The sequence below is a fragment of the Cloacibacterium sp. Arc13 genome (assembly GCF_041431305.1).
GTDB lineage: Bacteria > Bacteroidota > Bacteroidia > Flavobacteriales > Weeksellaceae > Cloacibacterium > Cloacibacterium caeni_B.
This window is the reverse complement of sequence record NZ_JASMRM010000002.1, coordinates 67,041-81,268: the sequence shown is the minus strand read 5'-3', so window position 1 is coordinate 81,268 and position 14,228 is coordinate 67,041. Positions and strand designations below refer to the sequence as shown.

Below are 14,228 nucleotides of genomic sequence, written 5' to 3'. Positions count from 1 at the left end.
TTTCACAAAATCACAGAGAATTCTGTGATTTTTTTTTATTTTTGAAAAAAAGTAAAAATGAATGCATTAGCAGAGAATAAGACCGTTTTAGCACACAATGATTTCTTCGAAATTCTGAGAAATGTAGAATACAAACGTTTAGATACACACAAGCAAGTTTATCTAGATTTTACGGGAGGAAATCTCTACGCTAAATCACAGATTTTGGAACATCAAGATTTGCTGATTAATAATATTCTCGGCAATCCGCATTCTACCAATCCTACTTCTCAATTGTCAACAAAATTGGTAGAAGAAGCAAGACAAAAGGTAATTGACTACTTCAATGCTGAAGATTATTACTGCATTTTTACGCAAAATGCTTCTAATGCATTGAAAATTGTAGGAGAATCTTATCCATTCAACGAGAAATCACATTTTTTACTTCTTGCAGACAACCATAATTCGGTAAATGGAATTCGTCAATTTTGCCTATCAAAAGGCGGAAAAGTTACTTACGCTCCTATCTATTATCAGGATTTAAGAATGGACGAAAATTTCGTGATGGAAAAACTTCAAGAATCTGAAAATTTTGAAAATAAACTCTTCGCTTTTCCTGCTCAGTCAAACGTTTCTGGCGTGAAATACGATTTAGGTTGGATTAAAAAAGCACAGGATTTAGGTTGGGATGTTTTACTAGATGCAGCTGCATTTGTCCCAACGAATCAATTGGACTTAAAGGAAGTGAAACCAGATTTTGTATGTGTTTCTTTTTATAAAATTTTTGGTTATCCTACAGGAATTGGTTGTCTTTTGGTGAATAAAGAAAAGTTTAAAAAACTACAAAAACCATGGTTTGCAGGTGGAACTGTAAGCTTGGTTTCGGTGAATGCCATTCATCATTTCTTGATTAATAACCACGAAAGATTCGAAGATGGAACGCTCAATTATTTAGACATTCCTGCAGTAAAAATTGGTTTAGATTATATCGAAAATATAGGAATTCAGCGCATTAATGAAAGAGTTGCTTCACTTAGAAAATATCTATTCGAAAATTTAGAAAGTTTACAACACGATAATGGTAGAAAATTAATTCAGATTTTCGGACCAAAAGACCATCAAAATCTTGGAGGAACCATTATTTTAGGGTTTTATAACGAAGAAGGCGTTCGTTATGAATTCGAGCAAATAGAAGAAATGGCGAATCAGCATAACATTTCACTTCGTTCAGGTTGTTTCTGCAATCCCGGTATTGACGAAGTTAATAATTGCTTGACAGACAATGAATTAGCAACCTACTACTCTTCTCACGAACAAGGTGATTACAAAGACATGATTAAATTTTTAGGAAAAATGCGTGGCGCAACCAGAATTTCTGTAGGAATTGCTACAACTAAAAATGATATTGATAAACTGATGAATTTCATGAGAGAATTACTAAATAAGTAATTTGAGTTTCCCTAAATTTGAAAAGTTTATCCTAATATTTATATCATGAAGAATTTTCTTAAAATTACATTCCTCTTTTTTGTATTTATTTTCGGTTCTCTTACTGCTCAAAAAGCAGATTTTTATGATGATATTCAACATTTTAAAAAATTAGATGCAGAAAAAACACCACCAAAAGATGCTATCCTTTTCTTGGGAAGTTCATCTTTTACCATGTGGAAAGATGTAGCAGATTATTTCCCTGATAAAACCATTATCAATAGAGCTTTTGGAGGTTCTAGATTGCTTAATCTAAATTACTATGCCGAAGATTTACTCAATCCTTATCAACCGAAGCAAGTGGTGATCTATTGTGGCGAAAATGACATTGCACATGGTGAAAAACCTTCTGCAAATGAAGTTTTCAAAAGATTTAAACAATTTTATAAAACGGTAAGGGTTCATTATCCAAATGCCAACATCGCTTATGTTTCCATCAAATATTCGCCAAGTAGAGAACAATATTGGCCGACCATGAAGCAAGTGAATAAAAAAATTAAAAACTTCATGAATGCTAAGAAAAATGCAGAATTTATAGACATCACAGAAAGCATGAATGATGAAAATGGTAACATCAGAAAAGATTTATACTTAGAAGATATGCTACACATGAAACCTGAAGGTTATAAAATCTGGACTAAAGTGATGTATCCTTATTTAAAATAAAAAAACCGCTCCGAAATTCGGAGCGGTTTTTTTATTATTTCTTTTTTCTCTTCGCAATAGATTTTGCCTTTGCTTGAGCTCTGTTTCCCGGTTTGGTTTTGGGTGGTTTTCTTTTGCTTGGTCCACCAAGATTCACTTTTTTATTTTTATCTTTTTTCTCGTGGAAAGCAGAACCTGGTTCAATTTTTTTATACTGAACAGGATTTTTCATCACTACAACTTCTTTTTCTGACGCGATTTTCACCTCAGAAACCTTCACTTCTTCTGGAAATTCTACTCTTTTCACTTCCTTGTTCATAAACATTTCCAGTTCTATGAAACGTTCTTCTTCTTTTGGTGTGTAAAAAGAAATCGCAATTCCGTCTTTATCTGCTCTACCTGTTCTACCAATTCTGTGAATATATTGCTCCTGAATTTCTGGAATTTCAAAGTTAAAAACGTGAGAAACATCCGGAATATCAAGACCTCTCGCCATAACATCAGTAGTAATAATTCCTCTCAATTCATTGTCTGAGAAAGATTTCATGGTTCTCAATCTGAAATTCTGAGATTTATTCGAGTGAATCACCCCAAATTCTCCAGGAAATTCTTCATCTATTTTATTAAAAATTAAATCGGCGTGTCTCTTATTATTGGCAAAAATTAGAATTTTCTCAAATTCATCTTGCGTTCTTAAAAGGTGAGCCAATAGATTTAATTTGGTATTAAAATTCTTTACCGGAATAGCAGATTGAGCTATTTTTTCGAGTGGAGTTCCGCTTCTTGCTAAAGAAATTTCCTGTGGATTTTTGAAATATTCGTCTAACATGGCATCTACTTCATCCGTCATCGTTGCAGAGAAAAGAATATTTTGTCTGCGCTCACTCATCATCGTGAAAATATCTTCTAACTGTCTTCTGAAACCCAATGAAAGCATCTCATCAAACTCATCGATAATCAGTTTTTTCAAATCTTTCAAGTTCAAAACAGCATCTTTCATCAAATCCATTACTCTTCCCGGAGTTCCCACCAAAATATCTACACCTTCGTAAACCAAAAGTTTCTGAGTATTAATATTTACACCGCCATAAACGCCTAAAACTCTTGTTGACATATCTTCTGTCAGTTTTTCTACAACTTCGGCAACTTGTACCACCAATTCACGTGTAGGAACAAGGATAAGTACAGTTGGACTTCCGTTTTTATTGTATTTCCAAGTTTTAAGAACTGGAAGAAGATAAGCTAATGTTTTACCGGTTCCGGTTTGTGCAATTCCCATTACATCTTTTCCAGACATAATTGGCGAAAAAGATTTCAGCTGAATAGGTGTTGGCTCAGAAATTCCTAATTTTTCTAAAGCGCTGTTGAGTTGTTTTGGCAAATCAAAATCTGCAAATGATACTTTCATTTGGCAAAAATACGATTTTTAAATTTGAGGTTAAAATCTCGCCTGAACTTGCACAAACATTGTAGTATGATCATACTCTGAAGTAAGTGGAACATTTTTTTGATAATCATCAATCATTGCTCCTATTTGCAAACAAGCAAAATATTGGTCAGCGAATTCTAATGTAAGCATTGGCGTAAAAGTAGTTCTTACATTGCCTTCTAATTGATAGTTAGGATTTAGATATTCATATCGGTTAGAGAATTCTATGCTTCTTAGTCTTGGTGAATTCAGATTATATCGAATAATAGGATTGATATAAAAACTTCTGAATCTAAAATCTTTCAGCTCTGGTTTTGGCGAAAGCTTAGAAACTCCAAATTCTGAAAAATTGTTTCCTTCTTTGTATTCAGAGATGATTTCTAGATTCCATTTTGGATTGATGGTAAAAGTTTTTTCTACATCGGCCCCGATTACATTTCCTGATTGATTGATGTAACTGCCAATTCCGCCATTCACTCCAATTTTTAAATCATCTTTAAAATCCTTTTCTAATCTGGCGTAAACGTGTTTGCTTTGGTCATTATCGATTTCAGAACCACGAGAATTTCCATTGGTAGCTCCGATATAATATTTCAAAGGATTTTTAGCATTATTGATATCACCATAAACAGCAATTCCGGTTTGGAAACTTTGCCAACCGTTTTTCCCCAATAAATAATAACCATTTGAGAAATCTACAGACTTAATAAACTCACTCGGAATTTCGTCTTCTATCCCAAAATACGGACGGAACTGCCCTAATTGAATTTTAAGATGCTTATTATGAGAATATCTTACAAAAGCTTGTTCTAGTACTTTTCCAGTAAGATTACTGCTGTTAAATTCAGAAAAATTAAGCATCATTCCCAAGTCAAAACGGTCATTAATTTTAGATTTCAATAAAAATCTTGCTCTTCTTACATTAAAACTATTGGATACTAATTTCTGTTGGTCTGCAATATTTACACCGTTTACGTCTACATTTTCGGTGAGAGAAACCAAATATCTCGTCTGCAACAAACCACTAAAACTAGTGTTTCTTAAGATTTTAGAATAGTTAGAAATGGTGTCTTTTTTAGAATCATTTTGCGCAAAAATCGCCAAACTGAACAATACAAAACTGAATAAAAGAATTTTCTTCATCTTCATTAATTTTAAACAATCATTTAAATTTGAAGATGCAAAATTATCATTCAAAAAGGACTAAATTATGCTAAGCAGAGAATAATTTAAGAAAATAAGACAAAAATCATTATTTGAGCTTCACAGATTTGGTTTCTACTTTGATTTCATCATTTTTCCAAACACTTGAAATAATTCTTACAAATCCTTTTTTCAGAGGATCTTTTTCAATTGGAAATTTATTTTCTTCCCATTGCGAACAATGTGTAGGAATAGGTTTTACCAAGAATTTCGATTCATTATTTTTAAAAGTGTAGACGTAAAAAGAGTGCCAACAACTGGTACACCAATTCGGATAAAATCCTATTTCATCTGCGCCATCATTGTTTAAATCTTTCAGGTTATATAAATCATCGTTTTTAGCATTTTTGATGGTAATCGGTTTAATTTTTTCATCGGAAAAATGAATGGTAGTAATACAATTTCCTTCGCATTCATCACTACAATCTGAAACCTTAGCGTATGCAAATTCTTTTTCGCCATCTCCGTTAAAATCTCCTTCTATCTTCACATCAGAAATTTGTGAAAACAAGAAATTAACCATCAGAAAAAACGAAATAGAAGCTATTTTTTTCATAATCATTTGTGTTTTAGGTTATTCCAAAAATAAAAAAAATCTTTCATTAATATGAAAGATTTTAAAATTTATTCCCACTCAATTGTTGCTGGTGGTTTACTCGAAATATCATAAGCCACTCTATTGATTCCTTTCACCTCATTGATAATTCTGTTCGATACATTTTCTAAAAATTCCCAAGGAAAATGGCTGAAAGTTGCCGTCATAAAATCTGTAGTATTCGCAGAGCGAACTACAGCGGTGTATTCATACGTTCTTTCGTCTCCCATTACTCCAACAGATTTCACAGGAAGTAAAACCACAAAAGCCTGAGAAACTTTTTCATACAAATCATTTTTATACAATTCTTCTATGAAAATATCATCTGCTTCTTGTAAAATTTTTACTTTTTCGGCATCTACTTCTCCTAAAACTCTGATTCCTAAACCTGGTCCTGGAAACGGATGTCTGTAAACCAAATGATGCGGGATTCCCAATTCTTCGCCTACTTTTCTTACTTCGTCTTTAAATAATTCACGAAGCGGTTCTAGAAGTTGAAGTTTCATTTCTTCTGGCAATCCACCTACATTGTGGTGAGATTTAATCACTGCAGAAGGTCCTTTTACCGATTGAGATTCTATAACATCAGGATAAATGGTTCCTTGAGCTAAAAATTTAGCGCCTTCAAATTTGTGAGATTCTTCATCAAAAACGGCCACAAATTCTCTACCGATGATTTTTCGTTTTTCTTCTGGATCTGAAACGCCAGCTAATTTTGATAAAAATCTTTGTGAAGCATCTACCATATCAATATTCATATGGAAATGTTCTCCGTAATTTTCCATTACTTTTTTGCCTTCATCTTTACGCAAAAGTCCTGTATCTACGAAAATACATTGCAACTGGTCACCAATAGCTTTATGAATGAGAACCGCAGCTACCGATGAATCTACACCACCAGAAAGCCCAAGAATGACCTTGTCATTTCCTACTTTTTCGCGGATTTCGGCAACGGTTTTTTCGATATAATTGGTAAGTTTCCAATTTTTTTCTGCTTTACAAATCTGGAAAACGAAGTTTTCGAGCATTTTAGCTCCAAATTCACTGTGCGAAACTTCTGGATGGAACTGAACGCAATAAATATTTTTCTTTTCGTTAAAAATCCCTGCAATTACTCCAGATTTTGCTGAAATTTCAAAATTCTCTGGCAAGGTTTCCACTTCATCAAAATGGCTCATCCAAACGGTAGAAAATCTGCTTACTCCTGTAAAAAGTGGATTAGATTTTGTGATTTCTAGAGTTGCTTTTCCGTATTCTCCTTTTTCACCTTTTTTTACGTTTCCGCCCAAAAGATGTGCTGTAAGTTGCATTCCGTAGCAAATTCCCAAAACTGGAATTCCCAATTCGAATAATTCTTTTTCTACCAAATGTGCATCTGGAGAATTTACAGAACTCGGGCCTCCAGAAAGGATGATTCCCGCAGGATTTTTGGATTTTATTTCTTCTAAAGAGGTATTAAAAGGTAAAATTTCCGAATACACTTCCATTTCGCGTATTCTTCTACCAATCAATTGGTTATATTGTGAACCGAAGTCCAAAATGATGATTCCTTTATTCATTTATTTTTCTATTTTATTACTTTAATGTTCTTTTGGCTTGAACCAAAAGAACCAAAAATTCAAGACTTAGAAACTCGACTAAATAAACAAAAATTACTTATTATTTCTAAGCGTAACTAGCCCTGATTGCAACGGAAATCCTGTTATTGTGAGCAAAAAACTTGGGATTGCTTCGCTTTGCTCGCAATGACAGATTGCAGAGGAAAGCAGGATTAGCTCCTAAAAAAATTGAGGGAAAATTCCCTCATTTTATTAAAATTTTCCGATGTCTTCCCTGTAAAATGCGTAGTCAAAATGAAGTGTTTTAGCATCTTCATAGACTTTTTCGCGGGCTTCTTCGTAAGTATCACCAGTTGCAACCACGTTAAGCACTCTACCAGAATTGGTGACTACTTTTCCTGCAATTTGCTCTGCTCCAGCAAAGAGAACATTGCTGTGTTTTACCTTATCTAAACCTTGGATTTCGTAACCGATTTCATAATTCCCGGGATAACCGCCAGAACACATTACGAGGCAAATCGCCTTCTTGTCTGAAAACTGTAAATCTAAATCTTTTCCTTCGATACAATCATGGATAACATCCAGCAAATTATTCTCTAAAAGTGCCATGATGACTTGCGTTTCTGGATCGCCAAATCTCATGTTATATTCTAACAAATAACATTGATTATCTTGTACCAAAACGCCAAAAAATATAATCCCTACAAAATCAAGTGCTTTGTCTTTAATTCCTTTAACGGTAGGCTCTAAAATATTTTTATTAAAATCTGCTAAATGCTCTGCCGTAAATTCTGGACTTGGAGCTACAGTTCCCATTCCACCAGTATTTGCGCCAGTATTTCCGTTTCCTACTTTTTTATAATCTTTGGCAGAAACACATGGAAAAGCTTTTTCGCCATTCCAAAAAGCAATAATAGACGCTTCGAAACCTTGTAAAAACTCTTCAATGACAACTTTTATTCCAGCATCTCCATAAATTCTTTCAATCATGAATTGGTGCAAAGTGTGATGCGCAGTTTCTTTGTCTTCACAAATAACTACTCCTTTTCCGCTTGCTAAACCACTTGCTTTAATCACCAAAGGATAAGAATGATTTTGGATATATTGGTCTGCTTCTACATAAGAATCAAAAATAGCAGCTTTGGCTGTTCTGATGCCATAATCTTGCATAAATTTTTTAGAAAAAGCTTTGCTTCCTTCTAAATCTGCGGCACGTTTTGTTGGGCCAAAAATTTTGAGATTATGTTTCTGAAATTCGTCTACAATACCATTAACTAAAGGTAATTCTGGACCTACGAATGTGAAATCTATTTTTTCTCTAAGAGCAAAATCTCTTAACTCTGCTACACTCTCATAAGGCAAGTTTTTACCTAAATTTTTTGTTGTAGCATTGCCTTTTGCAAAAAACATTTGACTGATTCTTTTGTCTTCTGACAATTTTTTTGCAATAGCAGATTCTCTACCTCCGTTTCCTATTATTAATACTTTCATTTTTTGTATTTGGTATTTGGTATGTTAGTATTTGGTATATTGATTTTATCAAATTTACGAATTTGTTTGATTTTAAGTCAAAATTAATTTTTTAATTCTTCAATTTTTAATTAGTGTAGGAAATGTCTCATTCCTGTGAACATCATTGGAATTTTATGTTCATTAGCAGCTGCAATAGAATCTTCATCTTTTACAGAACCGCCAGGTTGTACAATCGCTGTAATTCCTTCTTTAGCACAGAAATCAACTACATCTCTGAAAGGGAAAAATGCATCTGAAGCCAAAACTAAATCGCCGCTGAATTTTTCCTTAGCTCTAGAAATCGCTTGTTCTGTAGCCCAAATTCTATTCACTTGACCGCCTCCAATTCCGAACGCTTGAATTCCGTTTGAAACTACGATAGCGTTTGATTTTACATATTTAACCACTCTTTGAGCGAATAAAAGTGCTTTTTCTTGCTGTTCTGTTGGTTGGATTTCTGTAACTACTTTAAAATCTGTAGAAAATTGATCATCTACATCTTGAACCAAAATTCCGCCATCTATTTTCACCCAAGTTTTTTTGTCTGAAACTGGATTTTTGATTTTTATAATTCTAAGATTTTTCTTCTTTCTCAAAATTTCTAATGCATCTTCATCAAAATCAGTCGCCATTACAATTTCAAGGAAAGTTTTATTCAATTCTTCCGCTGTTGCCGCATCTACTTTATAATTCATTCCGATGATTCCCCCGAAAATAGAAATTGGGTCGCATTCGAAAGTTTTGGTATAAGTTTCTAAAGCAGAATTTCCGATGGCAACTCCACAAGGTGTAGAATGTTTTACGGCACAACAAGCCATTTCATCTTTGAATTCATTCACTACTTTCCAACATAAATCCATATCTCTCAAATTATTGAAAGACAGTTCTTTACCCCCTAAAATTTCGAAATCTTTCATCGCACCGTTTTCTGTAGTAGAAACGTAATACGCTGCTGATTGATGAGGATTTTCTCCGTATCTTAAATCTGAAACTTTTTGGTAAGATGCTTGTAAATATTCAGGATATTCTTCATTCAACAACATTTGAGAAATTGCAGCATCATAAGCAGAAGTTAAGTTGAAAACTTTACCTGCCAATTTTTTACGAGTTTCTATTGTAGTATTCCCGTTTTCAGAAATTTCTTGTTGAACTTTAGCATAATCTTCCACATCGGTAACTACAGTCACAGAAGCGAAATTTTTAGCTGCAGAACGAAGCATTGATGGTCCACCAATATCGATGAATTCTACTTTTTCTTCTAATGAAATTTCTTTATTTACATTTTCGAAAAACGGATAAAGGTTTACAATCACCATATCAATCAGTTCTATTCCATGTTCCTGAACAGTTTTCATGTGTTCTTCGTTATCACGAACCGCAAGAAGTCCACCATGAACTTTTGGATGAAGGGTTTTTACTCTTCCGTCTAACATTTCAGGAAAATTGGTCACTTCATCAATCTGAATTGGGTTAAGTCCCGCTTCTTTAAGATGTTTAAAGGTCCCGCCAGTAGAAATGAGTTCGTAATTTTTAGATTCTAAAAATTTGGCAAAATCAATAAGATTGTTTTTGTTGGAGACACTGATTAATGCTCGTTTTTTCATTTTTATTTATACTTTTTTTATTAAATCATTGGAATGAATTCCAATTCTGTAAAATCTGTCGTTCCTATGGAACTCTTTTATTTAAAACCAAATCAATCGCTTTCGGGAAAATCTCGTACTCGATTTGATGAACTTTCTGTGCTAAAGTTTCTAGAGTTTCATTTTCTGCAATTTCAAATTTCCCTTGAAGAATAATTTCGCCTTCATCAATTCCAGAAGTCACAAAATGAACGGTTGCACCACTTTCTTTTTCTTGGGTTGCAATTACCGCTTCGTGAACGTGATGTCCCCACATTCCTTTTCCACCGAATTTTGGCAATAAGGCAGGATGAATATTGATGATTTTTCCGTTGTATTTTTCGCAAAATTCTTTACTTAGAATCGATAGAAAACCAGCTAAGACAATTAAATCTGTATTTTCGGGCAAAAGTTTTTCTAAATTTTCAGAAAAATCTTTTCCTCTTTTGATGAGTTGATGCGGAATTTGATGATTTTCTGCTCTTTCTAAAGCATAACAATCTCTGTCTGCAACCACCAAATTGACTTTTGTATTGGGAATTTCTCCATTATCAATACAATCAATGATGCGCTGTAAATTGCTACCAGAACCCGAAACTAAAACTGTAATATTTTTCATGTTAGATTTCAGATTTCAGATTTCAGATTTCAGATTTTTGTCTGATATCTCTTATCTAAAATCTCGTTTCTATATTAATTGAATTTTCTCTTCGTTTTCTACGATTTCACCTACTAAATAAGCGTCTTCGATTAAAGAAAGTGCTTTTTCGGCAAGACTTTCATCTACTACGATAACCATTCCTACTCCCATGTTAAAAGTACCAAACATCTCCATTCTTTCGATGTTTCCACGTTTTTCTAATTCTAACATTACGTTTGGAATTTGGATTTTAGAAGTGTCAATTTTCGCACACAATCCATTCGGAATAATTCTTGGAACGTTTTCGATTAAACCGCCACCTGTAATATGAGCAATTCCTGAAATTCCCACATTTTCTTTCAGTTTAAAAACGTCTTTGTAATAGAGTTTCGTAGGAACTAAAAGTGTCTCGTAAAGAGGTTTTCCTTCGAATTCTTCTTCAAAATTTGGGAAAATTTTTCTTACCAATGAAAAACCATTGCTATGGAATCCTGAACTTGGTAAAGCGATGATTTTATCACCCGTTTTAATTTTAGAACCATCAATAATTTGGTCTTTTTCTACAATTCCTACGCAGAAACCAGCCACATCATAATCTCCTGGTTGATACATTCCTGGCATTTCTGCAGTTTCACCACCAATTAATGCGCACTCATTGTCTTTACAAGCATTTACCATTCCCAGAACGATTTCTGCTGCTACATCTGCATCTAGTTTTCCGCAAGCTAAATAATCTAAAAAAAATAGAGGTTTTGCGCCATGACACAGAATATCATTGGCACACATTGCGAAACAATCTACACCGATAGAATCGTATTTTTTGGTATCTAATGCAATTTTTAATTTGGTACCTACTCCATCAGTTCCAGAAACCAAAACAGGATTTTTATAGCCACCAATTTCATAGAAAGCTCCAAAACTTCCCAGATTGTTCAGTACATTTTTATTGTGCGTTTCGGCTACAGCAGATTTTATTTTGTCTACGGTTTTGTAGCCTTCTTCTTTGTCTACGCCAGCTGATTTATACGTATTATTCATTTTTGTTTTTGTTTTTTTTTCTGAATGACTTGCAGGACTTTCACCTGCAAGATTCAGGTTTTTACTAGATTTATTTCAAACTGCAAACGCATTGAAAATCAAAAATAAACGATATAAAAAAAGCCGACAATCGTTCTGATTATCGGCCTCAATTATTTTGCTGCGTATTTTAGCTTCCCAATTTCTTGGAATGTACAAGAGCCAAAATGTTGCGATTTAATATTCAATTTGTTTGGAATTTGATTTGGCAAAATTATATTTTTTATTGACAAAAAGCAACAGAAAAAATATTTTTTCTTCATTGCTCTTCAATTTTAACTTAATTTTTAGATTTTAGGCAATTCCATTGGAACTTCAATCAATAAAATTTCAGAATCCTTATCTATTTCTAAATCAAAATGTTCTGTTTCTGTAATTCCTAAAGCATCTCTTTGCCCAAGAATATTTTCTCCTATTTTTACGCTTCCTGAAATAACGAAAACGTAAACTCCATTTCCTTCTTTTTTGACTTGATAAGTTCTAGAAGATTTTACGGTGAAACTTCCTAAGTGAAACCAAGCGTCTTGGTGAATCCAGCTTCCTTCATCATTAGGATTAGGAGAAATAATCTGTTGAAATTCATTATCAATGGCATTGTCAGAAATCTTCAATTGGTCATATCTTGGTTCTACTCCCATTTTATTAGGAATCACCCAAATTTGCAATAAAGTTACGGGCTGTTCTTTACTTCCGTTAAATTCACTGTGTTGAATTCCTGTTCCTGCACTCATCACTTGAATTTCGCCTTTTTTAATTGCTCCAAAATTCCCCATAGAATCGCGGTGATGTAGCTCTCCACTTAATGGAATGGTCACAATTTCCATATTTGCGTGAGGATGCATCCCAAAACCCATTCCTTTTTCTACAAAATCGTCATTGAGAACTCTTAAATTTCCGAAATGCACTTTGTCTGGATTGTAATAATTTGCAAAAGAAAAACTGTGATTGGCAACTAACCAACCGTGATTTTGAAATCCTCTTTCGCTTGCTTTATGTAATATTGTTTTCATATGTAGATAATTATTTATCAATTTTATACTGCAAAGTTAGCCTAATCAAAAGCAGAAGTCATTGATGTAAGATAATAAAAAAATCCACCAAATTTTGGTGGATTTTGAAGTGATTATTTTAAAAACGATTATTCTTTAATCACTAAAAGTGCTGCAATTCCTGCAACAGCCATAGAAACTCCTGCTAAAGCAACCATGTTAATTGCAGTTCCTCCTAAAGCAGAAAGTAAAACTCCACCTAATAAACCAGCAGCAATCTGTGGAATAGTAATGGTAGCATTGAAAATTCCCATGTAAACTCCTGTTTGTTTTGCTGGAAGTTTAGAAGATAAAATGGCATAAGGCAATGCTAAAATAGCTGCCCAAGCTATACCTACTCCAATCATTGGTAAGAATAATAGGTTTTTGTCTTTGATAAACATAATAGATAACAAACCAAGTCCGCCTAAAATTAAAGAAACAACATAAACATTTCTTCTTCCGTATTTATCTGCTAATGGAGTAATCACTAAAGAGAATAAAGCAGCAAAAACACTATAAGCGGCAAAGATAACACCTGTCCAGTTTCCTGCTTCGTTGAAAGCATTAGAGGTAGCATCTGTAGTTCCCCAAATATTTTGAGCAATTCCTTGTGTAGTGTAAACCCACATTAAAAACAATGCAAACCAAGAAAAAAACTGTGTAACAGCCAATTGTTTCATGGCGTTTGGTACATTTTTAATCAAAGTAAAGAAACTTACTTTTTCTGGATTTTCGTTTTCTTTTTCTTCTATATTATTGTATTTCGCGTATTCTTCTGGCGGATATTCTTTCGTTCTAAAAGAAGTCCATAAAACCGAAGCCAATAAAACTGCTCCACCAATATAGAAAGACCAAATTACAGTAGGTGCAACTTTTTGACCAGCTTCTGGTTCGTTTGCAATTCCCCACCAAGTCAATAAAAATGGTAATAGTGAACCGAAAACAGCTCCTACATTAATTAAAAAACTTTGGATAGAATATCCTTTATTTCTTTGAGATTCGTCTACCATATCACTTACCAAAGCGCGGAATGGTTGCATGGTAACGTTAAAAGAAACGTCCATGAAAAGCAACATCATCGCTCCGAAGAAAACGGCAGGAAATAATTGTGCGAAATGTTCAGAATTTGGCATGAAAAACATTGCCAACGCAGAAACAATTGCTCCACCTAAAATAAATGGAATTCTACGACCTAATCTTGTCCAAGTTTTATCACTAGAAAGACCTACAATAGGTTGTACAAAAAGTCCTGCAAGAGGAGCTGCCAACCAAAAATAGCTTAAATGATGTACATCTGCACCGATTGCCGAAAGAATTCTACTGGTATTCGCGTTCTGAAGAGAATAACCAATTTGCACTCCCAAAAAACCAAAACTTATGTTCCAGATTTGCCAGAAAGACAAGAGTGGTTTTTTCTGTGTATTACTCATATACTATAGTTTTTATTT

12 protein-coding genes are annotated in these 14,228 nt (G+C 33.7%); 2 read left to right on the top strand and 10 right to left on the bottom strand.

Annotation, left to right across the window (positions count from 1 at the left end; translation table 11 throughout):
- Positions 1–57: 57 nt before the first annotated feature.
- The gene (locus tag QO190_RS02300) at positions 58–1,428 is read left to right on the top strand and encodes an aminotransferase class V-fold PLP-dependent enzyme (protein ID WP_371461345.1); all 1,371 of its coding nucleotides are present in this window, start codon (positions 58–60) and stop codon (positions 1,426–1,428) included.
- Positions 1,429–1,473: 45 nt separating this feature from the next.
- On the top strand, positions 1,474–2,133 hold the full coding sequence (locus QO190_RS02295; protein WP_371461346.1) for a GDSL-type esterase/lipase family protein: 660 nt from the start codon (positions 1,474–1,476) through the stop codon (positions 2,131–2,133).
- Between the two features lie 34 nt (positions 2,134–2,167).
- Here the strand turns inward: QO190_RS02295 and QO190_RS02290 are convergent, their stop codons facing one another.
- From QO190_RS02290 to QO190_RS02245, 10 genes are all read right to left on the bottom strand, one after another.
- Positions 2,168–3,520, bottom strand: a complete 1,353-nt coding sequence (locus QO190_RS02290; RefSeq protein WP_371461347.1) for a DEAD/DEAH box helicase — start codon at positions 3,518–3,520, stop codon at positions 2,168–2,170.
- A gap of 30 nt (positions 3,521–3,550) precedes the next feature.
- Positions 3,551–4,684 (bottom strand): porin, encoded by a 1,134-nt coding sequence (locus QO190_RS02285; protein WP_371461348.1) that lies wholly within the window; start codon positions 4,682–4,684, stop codon positions 3,551–3,553.
- A 109-nt stretch (positions 4,685–4,793) separates the two neighbouring features.
- Positions 4,794–5,300 carry a hypothetical protein gene (locus QO190_RS02280; RefSeq protein WP_371461349.1) on the bottom strand — a complete coding sequence of 169 codons (507 nt, stop codon included), beginning with the start codon at positions 5,298–5,300 and terminating at the stop codon, positions 4,794–4,796.
- Positions 5,301–5,368: 68 nt separating this feature from the next.
- On the bottom strand, positions 5,369–6,898 hold the full coding sequence (guaA, locus tag QO190_RS02275) for a glutamine-hydrolyzing GMP synthase (RefSeq protein ID WP_371461350.1): 1,530 nt from the start codon (positions 6,896–6,898) through the stop codon (positions 5,369–5,371).
- A gap of 252 nt (positions 6,899–7,150) precedes the next feature.
- Positions 7,151–8,389 carry a phosphoribosylamine--glycine ligase gene (purD, locus tag QO190_RS02270; protein ID WP_371461352.1) on the bottom strand — a complete coding sequence of 413 codons (1,239 nt, stop codon included), beginning with the start codon at positions 8,387–8,389 and terminating at the stop codon, positions 7,151–7,153.
- Between the two features lie 110 nt (positions 8,390–8,499).
- A complete protein-coding gene (purH, locus tag QO190_RS02265) occupies positions 8,500–10,014 on the bottom strand; it encodes a bifunctional phosphoribosylaminoimidazolecarboxamide formyltransferase/IMP cyclohydrolase (RefSeq protein ID WP_371461353.1) in 1,515 nt (504 codons plus the stop codon).
- A 64-nt stretch (positions 10,015–10,078) separates the two neighbouring features.
- Complete coding sequence (gene purN, locus QO190_RS02260) at positions 10,079–10,651, bottom strand: phosphoribosylglycinamide formyltransferase (protein ID WP_371461355.1); 573 nt, start codon at positions 10,649–10,651, stop codon at positions 10,079–10,081.
- Between the two features lie 69 nt (positions 10,652–10,720).
- Positions 10,721–11,710, bottom strand: a complete 990-nt coding sequence (gene purM / locus QO190_RS02255) for a phosphoribosylformylglycinamidine cyclo-ligase (RefSeq protein ID WP_371461356.1) — start codon at positions 11,708–11,710, stop codon at positions 10,721–10,723.
- Positions 11,711–12,036: 326 nt separating this feature from the next.
- A complete protein-coding gene (locus QO190_RS02250) occupies positions 12,037–12,759 on the bottom strand; it encodes a pirin family protein (protein ID WP_371461357.1) in 723 nt (240 codons plus the stop codon).
- 128 nt (positions 12,760–12,887) lie between these two features.
- Positions 12,888–14,210, bottom strand: a complete 1,323-nt coding sequence (locus QO190_RS02245; protein ID WP_371461358.1) for an MFS transporter — start codon at positions 14,208–14,210, stop codon at positions 12,888–12,890.
- Between the last annotated feature and the right edge of the window lie 18 nt (positions 14,211–14,228).